This window comes from Enterobacter cloacae complex sp. HYC003_NIDB (assembly GCF_056673375.1).
Window position 1 is genome coordinate 335,846 of record NZ_CP114220.1, and the last position, 18,341, is coordinate 354,186.

Sequence of the window (18,341 nt, forward strand, 5' to 3'; positions counted from 1 at the left end):
CACTTATTCACTTCGCGCACGTTTGGATATTGCTTCTCTTATGCCCCGGCAGGACAATGTTACCGATAACTGTTACCCGTAACAATTGACTGAGGGACACCCTTTGAGCACGACTAATCACGATCACCACGTTTACGTCCTGATGGGCGTGTCCGGTAGCGGTAAATCTGCCGTGGCGAGCGAAGTGGCGCATCAACTCCAGGCTGCGTTTCTTGATGGTGACTTCCTCCATCCGCGCAGCAACATCATGAAAATGGCTTCCGGCGAGCCGCTGAACGACGACGACCGCAAACCATGGTTGCAGGCGCTGAATGACGCCGCGTTCGCGATGCAGCGCACCAATAAAGTCTCCCTGATCGTCTGTTCCGCACTGAAAAAAACCTATCGCGACCTGTTGCGCGACGGCAACCCGAACCTCTCTTTCATCTACCTGAAAGGTGATTTCGGGGTGATTGAAAGCCGCCTGAAGGCGCGTAAAGGCCACTTCTTCAAAACCCAGATGCTGGTAACGCAGTTCGAAGCGTTGCAGGAGCCGGGAGCTGACGAACAGGATGTCTTAGTGGTTGATATCGATCAGCCGCTGGAAGGTGTTGTTGCCAGCACCATCGAGGTTATTAATAAAAGGCAGTAAGTTTTGAGTACATTAACGCTAGTTTTGACAGCAGTGGGCTCCGTATTGCTGCTGCTGTTTTTAGTGATGAAGGCGCGTATGCACGCCTTTGTGGCTTTGATGGTGGTTTCTATTGGTGCCGGTCTCTTTTCCGGCATGCCGCTCGACAAAATCGCGGCGACGATGGAAAAAGGGATGGGCGGCACGCTCGGCTTCCTGGCCATTGTGGTGGCGCTGGGCGCGAAGTTTGGCAAGATTTTGCACGAGACGGGCGCGGTCGATCAGATTGCGGTCAAGATGCTGAAATCCTTCGGGCACAGCCGTGCGCACTACGCGATTGGTCTGGCCGGTCTGATTTGCGCGCTGCCGCTGTTCTTTGAAGTGGCCGTTGTGCTCCTGATTAGCGTGGCGTTCTCCATGGCGCGGCATACTGGTACCAACCTCGTGAAGCTGGTCATTCCGCTGTTTGCGGGCGTGGCGGCGGCGGCGGCGTTCCTGCTGCCGGGGCCTGCGCCGATGCTGCTGGCCTCCCAGATGCATGCTGACTTTGGCTGGATGATCCTGATTGGCCTGTGCGCGGCAATTCCGGGGATGATTATCGCCGGTCCGCTGTGGGGCAACTTCATCAGCCGTTACGTTGAGCTGCACATTCCGGATGACATCTCCGAGCCGCACCTGGGCGAGGGAAAAATGCCGTCCTTCGGCTTCAGCCTGTCGCTGATCCTGCTGCCGCTGGTGCTGGTGGGCCTGAAAACCATCGCTGCGCGCTTTGTGCCGGTGGGGTCAACCGCTTACGAATGGTTCGAATTTATTGGTCATCCGTTCACCGCGATCCTGGTGGCGTGTCTGGTAGCAATTTACGGCCTGGCGATGCGTCAGGGCATGCCGAAAGACCGCGTGATGGAGATCTGTGGTGCCGCGCTGCAACCGGCGGGGATTATCCTGCTGGTGATCGGGGCGGGCGGCGTGTTTAAGCAGGTGCTGGTGGATTCCGGCGTTGGTCCGGCGCTGGGCGAAGCGCTGACCGGGATGGGGCTGCCGATTGCAGTCACCTGTTTCGTGCTGGCCGCGGCGGTACGTATCATTCAGGGCTCCGCGACCGTAGCGTGCTTAACCGCCGTGGGTCTGGTGATGCCGGTGATTGAACAGCTGAACTACTCCGGTGCGCAGATGGCGGCGCTCTCTATCAGTATCGCGGGTGGCTCGATTGTGGTTTCTCACGTGAACGACGCGGGCTTCTGGCTGTTCGGTAAATTTACCGGCGCAACCGAAGCGCAAACCCTGAAAACCTGGACGCTGATGGAAACCATCCTCGGCACGACGGGTGCGGTTGTCGGGATGATTGCGTTTACGCTGCTGAGCTAATCCCTGTTTTCTCCCTCTCCCCGTGGGAGAGGGCTGGGGTGAGGGCATCAGGCCACACCCTAAAATAAAATTTCGTTTTGCGAGCCACCTTCCAGAGCCTCTCTTGTCACCCCGCCCCCAACGCAGTATCTTCTTGCCGCGCCTGCAAAATCAGGCGTCAGGATTAGCCTCCTGAACTACCTCATCAGCGACACGAGTGTTATCGTGTCGTGCGCTTGGCTACACTCCAATGGTGGGCCAGGCGGGGGCGTCGCAAGACGCGCCGGTAGCTGATGAGGCCGGTAAGGCTAACCCTGTCTGGTTCCACCACCCGTGAGATTAGCCTCTCCAGTGGTGGATACACATTACTCATCAGAGGCTGTCTTATGACTACTACCCCTAACTTTTCTCACACTTTATTTACTACCCCATTTGATCACACCACTGATTTCACCGAACTGGCAGATAATTGCTCGCGGTTTGTCGACGTGCTGGTTGAATGTGACGATCCAACCCAGAAGATGGCGCTGTGCGGACGGCTCTCAGCCTGCCTCGCACTGCTTCAGCCTACGCTGCTTGAACCTGTTCCGGAATATTTAAAAGCCAGCCTGACGGTAGATGACCTGCCGCTGGACGTGCCGGTCTTCGAACCGGAAGTGGATCAGTTAGGGCGATATTGCCAGCTGTTAACGCAAATGCTGTTAGCGCATTCGCTGTCAGAAAGCGATGAAAGAGTCGCAGGAGATTTGTTGCAGGATTTAGTGGGGTTTTACAGTGATACGCTGAAAGCGCCGCGCTGGTTGCTCACAAAGGAAGGCATCATGCCGCTGTAAAAAAACCGGGTGGCGCTTACGCTTACCCGGCCTACGGGACCAGAGTTTGTTGTAGGTCGGGTAAGGCGAAGCCGCCACCCGACAAAATAAGACCTCTGCGGCCTGATGCCCTCACCCCGGCCCTCTCCCACAGGGAGAGGGGGCAAACACTAAAAACGGCAATCAAAATTGCCGTTTTGCTTTTACCTACCCTTTCATCCACGCCCGGATCCCGTCCAGGAACATCTGCGTCGCCATCATCACCAGAATCAGCCCCATCAGGCGCTCCAGGGCGTTTACCCCTTTCTCACCCAGCAGGCGCAGGAACAGCGACGACTGCAACAGGATAATAAACGTCCCGCCCCAGGCGATCAGCAGGGCAATCACCAGATGGCTCATCTGATTCGGATACTGATGCGACAGCAGCATCAGCGTCGCCAGAATCGTTGGCCCGGCGACCAGCGGAATTGCCAGCGGCACGATAAACGGCTCTTCACCCGCAGGCAGGCCGCTGCTGCTGCCCTCCGCGCTCGGGAAAATCATCTTAATAGCAATCAGGAACAAAATGATCCCGCCGGAAATGGAGACCGTTTCGGCGCGTAAGTTCAGGAAAGCGAGGATTTTTTCACCGGCGAACAGGAAGATAAACATCACCAGCAGGGCGATGAGCAGCTCGCGGATCATGATCGCCCGGCGGCGCTTCGGCTCGGTATGCTTCAGCACTGACATGAAGATCGGCAGATTACCGAGCGGATCCATAATCAGGATCAATAAAACCGCTGCGGAAATGATTTCACTCATCTTAAATTATCCCTGATACTTATTGTGGTCATTGCGATGATTAGCACTTTTTCTGATTGCCGGGCAATCATCGATTAATTTCGCTTGCGACTTTGGCAGCATTTTGTAATGTGAAGCATATCCCAGTTCAATACTGGCTTGCACAATCAGCACACACCCCTTGCAGGAAAAAAATGCTATGAAAAACGTTGGTTTTATCGGCTGGCGCGGTATGGTCGGCTCTGTACTCATGCAACGCATGGTTGAAGAGCGCGATTTCGACGCCATCCGCCCGGTCTTCTTCTCCACTTCCCAGCTCGGCCAGGCTGCACCGTCCTTTGGGGGTACCACAGGCACGTTGCAGGATGCTTACGATCTGGAAGCGCTGAAGGCACTCGACATTATTGTGACCTGCCAGGGCGGCGATTATACCAACGAAATCTATCCGAAGCTGCGTGAAAGCGGCTGGCAGGGCTACTGGATTGATGCGGCCTCTTCGCTTCGCATGAAAGACGATGCCATCATTATTCTTGACCCGGTTAACCAGGGCGTCATCACCGACGGCCTGAACAACGGCGTGAAAACCTTTGTTGGCGGTAACTGCACCGTCAGCCTGATGCTGATGTCCCTCGGCGGCCTGTTCGCACAGGATCTGGTGGAGTGGGTCTCCGTGGCGACCTACCAGGCGGCGTCCGGCGGCGGCGCGCGTCATATGCGTGAGCTGCTGACCCAGATGGGCCAGCTGCACCAGAGCGTCGCTGCCGAGCTGGCAGACCCGGCGTCCGCCATCCTCGACATCGAGCGTAAAGTCACTCAGCTCACCCGCAGCGGCGAGCTGCCGGTGGATAACTTTGGCGTACCGCTGGCCGGTGGCCTGATCCCGTGGATCGACAAACAGCTGGATAACGGCCAGACCCGCGAAGAGTGGAAGGGCCAGGCTGAGACCAACAAAATCCTCGGCACCGCGAACACCATTCCGGTTGACGGTCTGTGCGTGCGTATCGGCGCGCTGCGCTGCCACAGCCAGGCCTTTACCATTAAACTGAAAAAAGATGTGTCTATTCCGACCGTGGAAGAGCTGCTGGCCGCACACAACCCGTGGGCGAAAGTGGTGCCAAACGATCGCGATATCACCATGCGAGAACTGACCCCGGCAGCCGTTACCGGCACGCTGACCACCCCGGTTGGTCGTCTGCGCAAGCTGAACATGGGGCCGGAGTACCTCTCCGCGTTCACCGTTGGCGATCAGCTGCTGTGGGGTGCAGCCGAGCCGCTGCGCCGCATGCTGCGCCAGCTGGCGTAATAATTTGTTAAACACGGGGGGTGATTGTCACCCCCTTTTTTTGCGTACTACATGGAGTAAAACGCAGATGTCTTATTTTTTATCAGGAGGACCCACGACGTTGGCTATGCTTTAAGGAAGATTTATTTCTCACCTGAGGGTAGGGCGGAGCAGAGAGGATTAACTGCACCGTTTAGGTCACATTAAAAGTCGTCCCGGAGCGCGTAAAAAGGGCGACATAAAAAAACAGGATGAACACCATGTCCGATCGTATTTCGAGAGACGTGATTAATGCGCTTATTGCGGGTCACTTTGCCGACCCCTTTTCTGTGCTAGGGATGCACCGTACAGAGGCCGGACTGGAAGTTCGGGCGCTGTTACCGGATGCAACAGAAGTGTGGGTTATCGAACCCAAAACCGGCCGCAAGGTGGGTAATCTGGAATGCCTCGACTCGCGTGGCTTCTTCTCGGGCGTCATGCCCCGCCGTAAAAATCCTTTTCGTTATCAGCTTGCCGTTATCTGGCACGGTCAGCAAAACCTGATTGACGATCCCTATAGCTTCGGCCCGCTCTTAAAAGAGATGGACGCCTGGCTGCTGTCCGAAGGGACCCATTTACGCCCCTACGAAACGCTGGGTGCCCATGCGGATACCATGGACGGTATCACCGGCACGCGTTTTGCCGTATGGGCGCCAAACGCCCAGCGCGTCTCCGTCGTCGGGCAGTTCAACTACTGGGACGGTCGTCGTCACCCCATGCGCCTGCGCCGGGAAACCGGCATCTGGGAGCTGTTTATCCCCGGCGCGCACAACGGTCAGCTCTACAAATTCGAGATGATCGATGCCAACGGCAAGCTGCGCATTAAATCCGACCCGTACGCCTTTGAGGCAGAACTACGCCCGAATACCGCCTCGCTGATTTGCGGCCTGCCGGAGAAGGTTGTCCAGAGTGAGGAGCGCAAGCAGGCCAACCGCTTTGATGCGCCAATCTCCGTCTATGAAGTGCATCTCGGCTCGTGGCGTCGCCACACCGATAACAACTTCTGGCTGAGCTATCGCGAGCTGGCGGACCAGCTGGTGCCGTACGCCAAATGGATGGGCTTTACCCATCTGGAGCTGCTGCCGATCAACGAACACCCATTTGACGGCAGCTGGGGCTATCAGCCAACCGGGCTGTATGCGCCCACGCGCCGCTTCGGCACGCGCGATGACTTCCGCTATTTCATCGATGCCGCGCACGCCGCCGGGCTGAACGTGATCCTCGACTGGGTGCCGGGCCACTTCCCGTCGGATGATTTTGCGCTGGCAGAGTTCGACGGCACAAAGCTGTACGAGCACAGCGACCCGCGCGAAGGCTATCACCAGGACTGGAACACGCTGATCTACAACTACGGTCGCCGTGAAGTATCGAACTACCTGGTCGGGAACGCGCTGTACTGGATCGAACGCTTCGGCATTGATGCCCTGCGCGTGGATGCGGTGGCGTCGATGATCTACCGCGACTACAGCCGCAAAGAGGGGGAGTGGATCCCGAACGAGTATGGTGGCCGTGAAAACCTCGAAGCGATTGAGTTTCTGCGCAACACCAACCGCATTATCGGCGAGCAGGTGGAAGGCGCCGTGACCATGGCAGAAGAGTCCACCGACTTCCCGGGCGTTTCCCGTCCACCGGCAATGGGTGGTCTGGGCTTCTGGTACAAATGGAACCTCGGCTGGATGCACGACACGCTCGACTACATGAAGCTCGACCCGGTTTATCGTCAGTATCACCACGATAAGCTCACCTTCGGGCTGCTCTACAACTACACCGAAAACTTCATGCTGCCGCTGTCGCACGATGAAGTGGTGCACGGCAAGAAATCCATTCTCGACCGCATGCCGGGGGACGCGTGGCAGAAGTTTGCCAACCTGCGCGCTTACTACGGCTGGCTGTTTGCTTTCCCGGGCAAAAAACTGCTGTTTATGGGCAACGAATTTGCGCAGGGGCGCGAATGGAACCACGATACCAGCCTTGACTGGCATCTGCTGGAAGGCGCGGACAACTGGCACCACGGCGTACAGCGTCTGGTCCGTGACCTGAACCTGACCTATCGCCACCACAAAGCGCTGCACGAGCTGGACTTCGATCCGTACGGCTTTGAGTGGCTGGTGGTGGACGACCACGAGCGCTCGGTGTTTGTCTTTGTGCGCCGCGACAAGGCGGGTAACGAGATCATTGTCGCCAGCAACTTCACGCCGGTGCCGCGCGAACACTACCGCTTCGGCATTAACCAGCCGGGCAAATGGCGCGAAATTCTCAATACCGACTCCATGCACTACCACGGCAGCAACGCGGGTAACGGTGGCCTGGTGCAGAGCGATGCCATTGAAAGCCACGGCCGTCCGAACTCCCTGAGCCTGACGCTGCCGCCGCTTGGCACAATCTGGCTGGTGCGGGAGGGTGAATGACGCAGCTTACGGCAGGTAAACCCGAACCGCTCGGGGCGAGTTTTGACGGAAAGGGGGTGAACTTCACGCTCTTTTCCGCCCATGCGGAGCGGGTGGAACTCTGTGTGTTTGACGGGGAAGGTAACGAGCACCGTTACGATTTACCGGCGCGCACGGGGGATACCTGGCATGGCTACCTGGCCGGAGGACGGCCGGGGATGCACTACGGTTTTCGCGTACACGGCCCCTGGGAGCCCTCTCAGGGGAACTGGTTTAACCCGGCGAAGCTGCTGATTGACCCGTGCGCGCACCGCGTGGACGGTGAGTTTAAAGATGACTCGCTGTTCCACGTTGGCTACGGCGAACCTGACCACCGCGACAGCGCGCCCATCGCGCCCAAAAGCGTGGTGGTGCACGATCTCTATGACTGGGAAGACGATGCCCCGCCGCGCACGCCGTGGGGTAACACCGTTATTTATGAAGCCCACGTCAAAGGGCTGACATATCTGCATCCGTCGATCCCTAAAGAGATGCGCGGCACCTACAAAGCGCTTGGGCATCCGACGATGGTCGCGTACCTGAAGCACTTAGGGATCACCGCGCTGGAGCTGTTGCCCGTGGCGCATTTCGCCAGCGAGCCGCGGCTACAGCGTCTTGGGTTAAGCAACTACTGGGGCTACAACCCGCTGGCGATGTTCGCCCTCGACCCGCGCTACGCGGTGCAGCCGGAGAAGGCACGGGATGAGTTTCGCGATGCGGTGAAGGCGCTTCACGCGGCGGGTATCGAGGTCATTCTGGACGTGGTGCTGAACCACAGTGCGGAAAGCGATCTTGACGGCTCGACGCTCTCACAGCGCGGAATCGATAACCGTAGCTATTATTGGATCAGGGACGACGGCGATTACGAGAACTGGACCGGGTGCGGTAACACCCTCAACCTCAGTCATCCGGCCGTTACGCATTACGCGTACGAGTGCCTGAAATACTGGGTTGAGACGTTCCACGTGGACGGTTTTCGCTTCGACCTGGCGCCGGTGATGGGGCGCACCCCGGCGTTCAGCCAGCAGGCGCCGCTGTTTGAGGCCATCAAAAACTGCCCGGTGCTTTCAAAGGTTAAGCTGATCGCGGAGCCCTGGGATATCGGAGAGGGCGGTTATCAGGTGGGGAATTTCCCGCCGCTGTTTGCCGAGTGGAACGACCACTTCCGCGATGCCATCCGCCGCTTCTGGCTGACGCGCGATCTGTCGCTGGGGGAGTTTGCCGGTCGCTTTGCCGGCTCCAGCGATCTCTTCAAGCGTGACGGCAAACGTCCGTCGGCCACCATTAACCTGCTGACGGCACACGACGGTTTTACGCTGCGCGACTGCGTTTGTTTCAATCAGAAACACAATGAGGCAAACGGCGAGGAGAATCGCGATGGGACTAACAATAACCATAGCTTCAACCATGGTATAGAAGGGTTAGGTGGAAGTCTGGATGTGATCGAGCGGCGACGCGCCAGCGTTCATGCGCTGCTGACGACGCTTTTGTTGTCGCAGGGCACGCCGATGCTGCTGGCGGGCGATGAGCACGGCCACAGCCAGCACGGCAACAACAACGCCTATTGCCAGGACAACACCCTGACCTGGCTCGACTGGGGAGAAGCGAACAGCGGGCTGACCCATTTCACCGCGGCGCTGATCCATCTTCGCCAGCGCATCCCCGCGCTCACCGCCGACCGCTGGTGGGAAGAGGGCGACGGAAACGTTCGCTGGCTGAATAAAGACGCGCAACCGTTAAGCGCGCAAGAGTGGCAACACGGCATACCCTGTCTGCAAATCCTGCTTTCGGATGCGTGGCTGGTGACGCTGAACGCGACGGATGACGTCGCAGAGATTGTTTTACCTGACGGGGAATGGCGAGCCATTCCTCCCTTTGCCGGAGCGGATAATCCGGTTGTTATGGCTGTCTGGCACGGGCCTGCGCACGGAGTGTGCGTATTCCAAAGATGATAAAAAAGGAGTTAGTCATGGTTAGATTAGAGAAGAACGATCCGTTAATGTTGGCGCGCCAGCTACCATTAAAAACAGTTGCCCTGATACTCGCGGGCGGGCGTGGTACCCGTCTGAAAGATTTGACCATCAAGCGCGCCAAACCGGCCGTTCACTTTGGTGGTAAGTTCCGTATTATCGATTTTGCACTTTCCAACTGCCTGAACTCAGGCATTCGCCGTATTGGCGTCATTACCCAGTATCAGTCGCACACGCTGGTGCAGCACATTCAGCGCGGCTGGTCATTCTTCAGCGAAGAGATGAACGAATTTGTCGATCTGCTCCCGGCGCAGCAGCGCGTTCATGGGGAGAACTGGTACCGCGGCACGGCGGATGCCGTGACCCAGAACCTCGACATCATTCGTCGCTACAGCGCGGAATACATCGTTATCCTCGCCGGGGACCACATCTACAAGCAAGATTACTCCCACATGCTGATCGACCACGTCGAAAAAGGGGCGCGCTGCACCGTGGCGTGTCTGCCAGTGCCTGTTGCGGAAGCAACCGCGTTTGGCGTGATGCATGTAGATGGCGATGACAAGATTATCGACTTTGTCGAAAAACCGGCGAACCCGCCAACCATGCCGGGCGACGACACCAAATCGCTCGCCAGCATGGGGATCTATGTCTTTGATGCCGATTATCTTTATGAACTGCTGGAAGAGGACGACAAAGACGAAAACTCCAGCCACGACTTCGGTAAAGACATCATCCCGAAAATTACCAAAGCTGGCATGGCGTATGCACATCCCTTCCCGCTGTCCTGCGTGCAGTCCGATCCGAATGCGGAGCCTTACTGGCGCGATGTGGGAACGCTGGAAGCGTACTGGAAAGCCAACCTCGATCTGGCGTCCGTCACGCCTGAGCTGGATATGTACGACCAGAACTGGCCGATTCGCACGCATATGGAATCGTTGCCGCCGGCGAAGTTCGTTCAGGATCGCTCCGGCAGCCACGGCATGACGCTCAACTCGCTGGTCTCTGGCGGTTGCATTATCTCCGGTTCGGTGGTGGTGCAGTCCGTGCTGTTCCCGCGCGTGCGTATAAACTCATTCTGTAATATCGATTCGGCAGTTCTGCTGCCGGATGTCTGGGTAGGACGCTCATGTCGTCTGCGTCGCTGCGTTATCGATCGTGCCTGCATCATTCCCGAAGGGATGGTGATTGGGGAAAACGCGGAAGAAGATGCGCGTCGTTTCTACCGTTCGGAAGAGGGGATCGTGTTAGTAACACGGGAAATGTTGCGGAAGCTGCAAATCAAACAGGAGCGATGATGCAGGTTTTACACGTATGTTCTGAGATGTTCCCGTTGTTAAAAACGGGCGGCCTGGCGGATGTTCTTGGTGCATTACCAGCGGCGCAAATCGCCGGAGGGGTGGATACCCGCGTGTTGTTGCCCGCTTTTCCGGATATCCGGCGCGGTATTCCCGATGCAAAGGTTGTTACCCGTCGCGAGACCTTCGCGGGACGTATCACCCTGCTGTTTGGACATTACAATGGCGTAGGGATTTACCTGATTGATGCCCCGCATTTATACGATCGACCCGGCAGCCCGTATCACGATACCAACCTGTACGCCTATACCGATAACGTGATGCGCTTTGCCCTGCTCGGCTGGGTGGGGGCGGAAATGGCTGTCGGACTGGATCCGTTCTGGCGTCCGAACGTGGTGCACGCGCATGACTGGCATGCGGGGCTGGCTCCTGCGTATCTGGCGGCGAAGGGGCACCCGGCCAAATCGGTGTTTACGGTGCACAACCTGGCGTATCAGGGCATGTATTACGCGCATCATATGAATGACATCGATCTGCCATGGTCGTTCTTTAACATGCACGGACTGGAGTTTAACGGACAGATTTCGTTCCTGAAGGCCGGTCTGTACTACGCCGACCACATCACGGCGGTCAGCCCAACCTACGCGCGGCAAATTACCCAGCCGGAGTTCGGTTACGGTATGGAAGGGCTACTGCAACAGCGCCACCGTGAAGGTCGCCTGTCGGGCATTCTGAACGGCGTGGATGAACAGATCTGGAATCCGGAAACGGACCTCCTGCTGGCGGCGCGCTATGGTCGCGACTCCGTGGAGGACAAAGCGGAGAACAAGCGCCAGCTACAGATTGCGATGGGGCTGAAGGTCAACGACAAGGTGCCGCTGTTTGCGGTGGTCAGCCGCCTGACCAGCCAGAAAGGGCTGGATCTGGTGCTGGAAGCGCTGCCGGGATTACTGGAGCAGGGCGGCCAGCTGGCGCTGCTCGGCGCGGGCGACCCGGTATTGCAGGAAGGTTTCCTTGCGGCCGCGGCGGAACATCCGGGGCAGGTGGGCGTGCAGATTGGCTATCACGAAGCGTTCTCGCACCGCATCATGGGCGGCGCGGACGTGATTCTGGTGCCGAGCCGCTTCGAGCCCTGCGGCCTGACGCAGCTCTATGGTCTGAAATACGGCACGTTGCCGCTGGTACGCCGCACGGGCGGGCTGGCGGATACGGTGTCTGACAGCTCCCTGGAAAACCTGGCGGACGGTATCGCCAGCGGGTTTGTTTTCGAGGACAGTAATGCCTGGTCGCTGCTTCGGGCGATCCGGCGTGCTTTCGTCTTGTGGTCCCGTCCATCCCTGTGGCGTTACGTACAACGTCAGGCGATGTCCATGGACTTTGGCTGGCACGTTGCGGCGCAGTCCTACCGCGACCTTTATCAACGCTTGATGTAACGAGGCGAAGTTACTGATATGAATGCTCCATTTAGCTACTCTTCCCCCACGCTCAGCGTTGAGGCGTTGAAACACTCCATCGCCTATAAGCTGATGTTTACCATTGGGAAAGATCCCGTTATTGCCAACAAACATGAGTGGCTGAACGCCACGCTGTTTGCGGTGCGTGACCGTATGGTCGAACGCTGGCTGCGCTCCAACCGCGCCCAGCTTTCGCAGGAGACGCGACAGGTGTATTACCTGTCGATGGAGTTTCTGATTGGTCGCACCCTCTCCAATGCGCTGTTATCGCTCGGGATTTATGACGACGTCAAAAACGCACTGGAAGAGATGGGGCTGGATTTAGAAGAGCTGATTGACGAAGAGAACGACCCGGGGCTGGGTAACGGTGGTCTCGGGCGTCTTGCCGCCTGTTTCCTCGATTCACTGGCGACGCTGGCGCTGCCCGGGCGCGGCTACGGTATTCGCTACGACTACGGTATGTTCAAGCAGAACATCGTGGATGGTCGTCAGAAAGAGTCTCCAGACTACTGGCTGGAGTACGGTAACCCGTGGGAGTTCAAGCGCCACAACACGCGCTACAAGGTGCGTTTTGGCGGGCGTATTCAGCAGGAAGGGAAAAAATCCCGCTGGGTGGAAACCGAGGAGATCCTCGCCGTGGCCTATGACCAGATCATCCCCGGCTACGACACCGATGCGACCAATACGCTGCGCCTGTGGAACGCGCAGGCCAGTAGCGAGATCAACCTGGGTAAATTCAACCAGGGTGACTACTTCGCGGCGGTGGAAGATAAAAACCACTCCGAGAATGTGTCACGCGTCCTGTATCCGGATGACTCGACCTACTCAGGCCGCGAGCTGCGCCTGCGTCAGGAGTATTTCCTCGTCTCGGCAACGATTCAGGATATCCTTAGCCGTCACTATCAGCTGCACAAAACCTATGCGAATCTGGCGGAAAAAACCGCCATTCACCTCAACGATACCCATCCGGTGCTGTCGATCCCTGAGCTGATGCGCCTGCTGATTGACGAGCATAAGTTCAGCTGGGATGACGCGTTTGAAGTAACCTGCCAGGTGTTCTCGTACACCAACCATACGCTGATGAGTGAAGCGCTGGAGACGTGGCCGGTGGATATGCTCGGCAAAATTCTGCCGCGCCATCTGCAAATCATCTTCGAGATCAACGACTACTTCCTCAAGACCTTGCAGGAGCAGTACCCGAACGATACCGGTCTGCTGAGCCGCGCCTCGATCATTGATGAATCCAACGGGCGTCGCGTACGCATGGCCTGGCTGGCGGTGGTGATCAGCCACAAGGTGAACGGCGTGTCAGAGCTGCACTCGAACCTGATGGTGCAGTCCCTGTTTGCGGACTTTGCGAAGATCTTCCCGACGCGTTTCTGCAACGTGACCAACGGCGTCACCCCGCGCCGCTGGCTGGCGCTGGCGAACCAGCCGCTCTCCGATGTTCTGGATGAGAACATTGGCCGCACCTGGCGCACCGATTTGAGCCAGCTGAGCGAGCTGGAGCAGCACATTGATTTCCCGACGGTGAATAAAGCGGTACGGGAAGCCAAGCTGCTGAACAAGAAGCGTCTGGCGGTCTGGCTGGCGATGCATCTGAACGTGGTGGCGAACCCGAAAGCGCTGTTCGACGTGCAAATCAAACGTATCCACGAGTACAAGCGTCAGCTGATGAATGTCCTGCACGTTATTACCCACTACAACCGCATTAAGGCTGACCCGACGGCGGAGTGGGTGCCGCGCGTGAAAATCTTTGCCGGTAAGGCGGCGTCCGCGTACTACATGGCGAAGCACATCATTCATCTCATCAACGATGTGGCGAAGGTGGTGAACCACGATCCGGACATTGGCGATAAGCTGAAGGTCGTGTTTATCCCGAACTACAGCGTAAGCCTGGCGCAGCTGATTATTCCGGCGGCGGATCTCTCTGAGCAGATTTCCACGGCGGGGACGGAAGCATCCGGCACCAGTAACATGAAGTTTGCCCTGAACGGCGCGCTGACTATCGGCACGCTGGACGGCGCAAATGTCGAAATGCTGGAGCATGTGGGCGCGGAGAATATCTTTATTTTCGGGAATACGGCGGAAGAGGTGGAGGCGCTGCGCAAGCAGGGCTACTCGCCGCGTGAGTATTATGAAGAGGATGAAGAGTTACGCCAGGTGCTGACGCAAATCGCCACCGGCGTGTTTAACCCTGAGGAGCCCGGACGCTATCGCGATCTGGTGGACTCGCTGATTAACTTTGGCGATCACTATCAGGTGCTGGCGGATTACCGCAGCTACGTGGATTGTCAGGATAAGGTGGACGAACTGTACCGTCAGCAGGAGAAGTGGACCAGCGCCGCGATGCATAACATCGCCAACATGGGATACTTCTCGTCGGACAGGACCATCAAAGAGTATGCCGAGAATATCTGGCATATTGATCCGGTGCGGTTGTAAAAAAAAAAGCCCGGTGGCGCTGCGCTTACCGGGCCTACGGGATCGAGTAGGCCGGGTAAGGCGGAGCCGCCACCCGGCTTTTTTTCAATTACGACGCCAACGACAATTCACGCTTTCCCGCATGCTGTTGCAACCATTGCGCCACGCGAGACTGCTGCTCGGCATTCAGCCACATCCCTTCTTTAGTACGACGCCAGATAGCATCGTCCAGACGGCGCACCCACTCGTGTTCCACCAGGTAGCGCAGTTCCGCTTCGTACAGCTCATGGCCAAAATGCTCGCCCAGATCGGCAATCTCTTTCGCCTCGCCGAGGAACAGTTCGGTGTTGCTGCCGTAGGTGCGGGCATAGTGGCGCGCCATTCCTTCGGTAATGAACGGGAAGCGGCGACGCAGCTTCGCGGCGTAATCGTCGCGGTTATCGCCGATATCGCCGCCAGGCAGCACGGCGCCTTTCGTCCACGCCGGGCCGATGCCTTTGTAATACGGCGCCAGTTTCTCCAGCGCGTGCTCCGCCAGTTTACGGTAGGTGGTGAGCTTACCGCCAAATACCGACAGCAGGGGCGCCTGACCGTCCACGTCATGAATATCAAGCGTATAGTCACGGGTGATGGCCTGCGGTGAGTCAGACTCGTCATCACACAGCGGACGCACGCCGGAGTAGGTCCAGACCACGTCATCGCGCGCCAGCTGTTTCTTAAAGTGCGCGTTGTACACTTTCAACAGATAGCTGACTTCACTCTCGTCGATCTCAACGTTTTTCGGATCGCCTTTGTACTCTACGTCGGTGGTGCCGATGATGGAGAACTCGTCCATCCACGGGATCACAAACACAATGCGCTTGTCTTCATTTTGCAGGATATAAGCCTGTTTCTGGGTATGCACGCGCGGCACCACAATGTGGCTGCCCTTGATCAGGCGGATGCCGTACGGAGAAGGCAGGTGCATACCGTCATCGAAGAACTGTTTTACCCACGGGCCGGTAGCGTTCACCAGGCCGCGCGCTTTCCAGCTGAACTTCTCGCCGGTATCCACGTCTTCCGCTTCCACAATCCACAGGCCGTTTTCGCGGCGTGCGGCGGTCGCGCGGGTACGGGTTTTCACCTCGCCGCCTTTCTTCTCGACCATCTGCGCGTTAGCCAGCACCAGACGCGCATCGTCCACCCAGCAGTCGGAATATTCGAAACCGCGCACGATTTCAGGCTTAAGGACCGACTCTGAGCCAAAACGCAAACCAGTCGAACCCGGCAGGCTGGTGCGTTTACCCAGATGATCGTACATAAACAGACCAATGCGGATCATCCACGCCGGACGCAGATGCGGGCGATGAGGCAGACGGAAACGCATCGGGATCGCCAGATGCGGAGCCATTTTCAGCAGTACTTCGCGTTCAGCCAGCGCTTCGCTGACCAGGCGAAATTCGTAGTGTTCCAGGTAGCGCAGGCCACCGTGGATCAGCTTGGAGCTGGCGGACGACGTCGCACAGGCGAGATCGTTAGCTTCCAGCATCAGCACGGATAAACCGCGTCCTGCGGCATCAACCGCAATACCGGCACCGTTGATGCCACCGCCTATCACAATCAGATCTTTGGTTTCCATAACACCCTCATGCACTTTCGTTAAAGCTCAAAAATGTTCGATATCGCTCATAATAGCAAAGGAACGCGCTTTTGGTAACATCAAAAAAACAATTTAGAGTGATATGGATAACATAATGGCGTTTACCCGCCGCCAGGACGTACACTACGGGGTAAAATAGTGCGGTCTGATGCCCTCACCCCAGCCCTCTCCCACGGGGAGAGGGGGATCCGTTTCCCTCTCCCGGAGGGAGAGGGTAAGGTGAGGGGAAAACCGCACCACACCTGAATATAAGATGAGAACACCATGGATCAGTTTGAATGTATTAACGTAGAAGAAGCCCATCAGAAGATGCACCAGGGACAAGCGGTGCTGGTGGATATCCGCGATCCGCAGAGCTTTGCGATGGGCCACACGCCGGGCGCGTTCCATCTCACCAACGACACGCTGGGCGCGTTTATGCGCGATAACGACTTCGATACCCCGGTGATGGTGATGTGCTATCACGGCAACAGTAGTAAAGGCGCGGCGCAGTATCTGCTCCAGCAGGGTTACGACGCGGTGTACAGCGTCGATGGCGGCTTCGATGCCTGGCATCGTCATTTCCCGGCAGAAGTTGAATACGCGTTTGAGCGCTGATCCCGCTATACTGTCCCCTTTTGTGTGGAAATAAGCGACCGCTGCCCATGTTGATGATCACCTCTTTTAGCAACCCGCGCGTCGCCCAGGCGTTTGTCGACTATATGGCGACGCAGGGCATTATCCTGACTATTCAGCAGCATACACAGACGGATGTCTGGCTGGCAGACGAAAGCCAGGCCGGCCGCGTGAATGACGAGCTGGCGCGTTTTCTGGAAAACCCGGGCGACCCGCGTTATCTGGCGGCAAGCTGGCAATCCGGCCAGACCGGCAGTGGCCTGCACTATCAACGTTTTCCGTTTCTCGCCACCCTCCGCGAGCGCGCAGGGCCGTTTACGCTGCTTTTGATGGCAGCCTGCATCATCGTCTTCATTATTATGAGCGTGGTGGGCGACCAGAGCGTGATGATTGCCCTCGCATGGCCGTACGATCCCTCCCTGCAATTTGACGTCTGGCGCTACTTCACGCATGCGCTGATGCACTTCTCGGTGATGCATATCCTCTTTAACCTGCTGTGGTGGTGGTATCTCGGCGGGGCGGTGGAGAAGCGGCTCGGCAGCGGCAAGCTGATTGTGATCACCCTTATCAGCGCCCTGTTAAGCGGCTACGTGCAGCACAAATTCAGCGGTCCATGGTTTGGCGGGTTATCCGGCGTGGTGTACGCCCTGATGGGTTACGCCTGGCTCAGAGGCGAGCGCGACCCGGATAGCGGCATCTATTTACAACGTGGATTAATAACCTTTGCGTTAATATGGCTTATTGCCGGATGGTTTGATCTGTTTGGTATGTCTATCGCCAATGGTGCGCACGTTACCGGCCTGGCGGTTGGGCTGGCGATGGCGCTGGCCGATACGCTCCATGCGCGAAAACGAACATAATACCCAGGGATATTTCATGAAACAAACACAACGTCATGACGCCATTATCGAACTGGTAAAAAAACAGGGATACGTCAGTACTGAAGAGCTGGTGGAGCAGTTTGCCGTCAGCCCGCAAACCATCCGTCGTGACCTCAACGACCTGGCCGATCAGAACCGTATTCTGCGTCACCACGGCGGCGCCGCGCTGCCGTCCAGCTCGGTGAACACCTCATGGCATGACCGTAAGGCGACGCAAACGGCAGAGAAAGAGCGTATCGCCCGTAAAGTGGCGAGCCAGATCCCGAACGGCGCGACGCTGTTTATTGATATCGGCACCACGCCGGAAGCGGTCGCCCATGCGCTGCTGAACCACGAGAACCTGCGCGTGGTGACCAACAACCTGAACGTGGCCAACACGTTGATGCAGAAAGACGATTTCCGCATCATCCTCGCGGGCGGCGAACTGCGCAGCCGCGACGGGGGCATTATCGGCGAAGCGACGCTCGATTTTATCTCTCAGTTCCGCCTCGACTTCGGCATTCTGGGGATCAGCGGCATCGACAGCGACGGCTCGCTGCTGGAGTTTGATTACCACGAGGTGCGCACCAAGCGCGCGATCATTGAAAACTCACGTCACGTGATGCTGGTGGTGGACCACTCCAAATTTGGCCGTAACGCGATGGTCAACATGGGCAGTATCAGCATGGTGGATGCGGTTTACACCGACGTAATGCCGCCGGCGGGCGTGATGCAGGTAATTAAGGATAACAATTTGCAGCTGGAATTGTGCTAGCAATTGTGTCGGATGG

General features: G+C 57.5%; 14 protein-coding genes. 12 read left to right on the forward strand and 2 right to left on the reverse strand.

Annotated elements, in window-relative coordinates:
• Positions 1-103 precede the first annotated feature (103 nt).
• From gntK to O1722_RS01540, 3 genes are all read left to right on the forward strand, one after another.
• A complete protein-coding gene (gene gntK / locus O1722_RS01530) occupies positions 104-631 on the forward strand; it encodes a gluconokinase (RefSeq protein WP_003861569.1) in 528 nt (175 codons plus the stop codon).
• 3 nt (positions 632-634) lie between these two features.
• Positions 635-1,975, forward strand: coding sequence for a gluconate transporter (gene gntU, locus O1722_RS01535; protein WP_100151294.1), 1,341 nt, complete (start codon positions 635-637; stop codon positions 1,973-1,975).
• A 365-nt stretch (positions 1,976-2,340) separates the two neighbouring features.
• The gene (locus O1722_RS01540) at positions 2,341-2,787 is read left to right on the forward strand and encodes a hypothetical protein (RefSeq protein WP_033488068.1); all 447 of its coding nucleotides are present in this window, start codon (positions 2,341-2,343) and stop codon (positions 2,785-2,787) included.
• Positions 2,788-2,973: 186 nt separating this feature from the next.
• On the opposite strand, the gene yhgN is transcribed toward O1722_RS01540, so the two are convergent.
• On the reverse strand, positions 2,974-3,567 hold the full coding sequence (yhgN, locus tag O1722_RS01545) for an NAAT family transporter YhgN (RefSeq protein WP_003861574.1): 594 nt from the start codon (positions 3,565-3,567) through the stop codon (positions 2,974-2,976).
• A 178-nt stretch (positions 3,568-3,745) separates the two neighbouring features.
• On the opposite strand from yhgN, the gene asd reads away from it, so the two are divergent.
• The 6 genes from asd to glgP all read left to right on the forward strand — a co-directional run bounded on the left by asd (position 3,746) and on the right by glgP (position 14,457).
• The gene (asd, locus tag O1722_RS01550) at positions 3,746-4,849 is read left to right on the forward strand and encodes an aspartate-semialdehyde dehydrogenase (RefSeq protein ID WP_003861575.1); all 1,104 of its coding nucleotides are present in this window, start codon (positions 3,746-3,748) and stop codon (positions 4,847-4,849) included.
• Positions 4,850-5,088: 239 nt separating this feature from the next.
• A complete protein-coding gene (glgB, locus tag O1722_RS01555) occupies positions 5,089-7,275 on the forward strand; it encodes a 1,4-alpha-glucan branching enzyme (protein WP_033488067.1) in 2,187 nt (728 codons plus the stop codon).
• On the forward strand, positions 7,272-9,245 hold the full coding sequence (gene glgX, locus O1722_RS01560) for a glycogen debranching protein GlgX (protein WP_033488066.1): 1,974 nt from the start codon (positions 7,272-7,274) through the stop codon (positions 9,243-9,245). The genes glgB and glgX overlap by 4 nt, the downstream gene beginning before the upstream one ends.
• A 17-nt stretch (positions 9,246-9,262) precedes the next feature.
• Positions 9,263-10,558, forward strand: coding sequence for a glucose-1-phosphate adenylyltransferase (gene glgC / locus O1722_RS01565; RefSeq protein WP_017384139.1), 1,296 nt, complete (start codon positions 9,263-9,265; stop codon positions 10,556-10,558).
• The gene (gene glgA, locus O1722_RS01570; protein ID WP_479954416.1) at positions 10,558-11,991 is read left to right on the forward strand and encodes a glycogen synthase GlgA; all 1,434 of its coding nucleotides are present in this window, start codon (positions 10,558-10,560) and stop codon (positions 11,989-11,991) included. The genes glgC and glgA overlap by 1 nt, the downstream gene beginning before the upstream one ends.
• An 18-nt stretch (positions 11,992-12,009) precedes the next feature.
• Positions 12,010-14,457 carry a glycogen phosphorylase gene (glgP, locus tag O1722_RS01575; protein ID WP_032103634.1) on the forward strand — a complete coding sequence of 816 codons (2,448 nt, stop codon included), beginning with the start codon at positions 12,010-12,012 and terminating at the stop codon, positions 14,455-14,457.
• 88 nt (positions 14,458-14,545) lie between these two features.
• Here the strand turns inward: glgP and glpD are convergent, their stop codons facing one another.
• Positions 14,546-16,054, reverse strand: coding sequence for a glycerol-3-phosphate dehydrogenase (glpD, locus tag O1722_RS01580; RefSeq protein WP_015571453.1), 1,509 nt, complete (start codon positions 16,052-16,054; stop codon positions 14,546-14,548).
• A gap of 285 nt (positions 16,055-16,339) precedes the next feature.
• On the opposite strand from glpD, the gene glpE reads away from it, so the two are divergent.
• The 3 genes from glpE to O1722_RS01595 are packed head-to-tail and all read left to right on the forward strand — an operon-like array spanning position 16,340 to position 18,325.
• Positions 16,340-16,672 (forward strand): thiosulfate sulfurtransferase GlpE, encoded by a 333-nt coding sequence (glpE, locus tag O1722_RS01585; protein ID WP_015571452.1) that lies wholly within the window; start codon positions 16,340-16,342, stop codon positions 16,670-16,672.
• A 47-nt stretch (positions 16,673-16,719) separates the two neighbouring features.
• Positions 16,720-17,550, forward strand: coding sequence for a rhomboid family intramembrane serine protease GlpG (gene glpG, locus O1722_RS01590; RefSeq protein ID WP_015571451.1), 831 nt, complete (start codon positions 16,720-16,722; stop codon positions 17,548-17,550).
• Between the two features lie 16 nt (positions 17,551-17,566).
• Entirely contained in the window at positions 17,567-18,325 is a 759-nt protein-coding gene (locus O1722_RS01595) for a DeoR/GlpR family transcriptional regulator (protein WP_017384141.1), read from the forward strand.
• Positions 18,326-18,341: the final 16 nt, after the last annotated feature.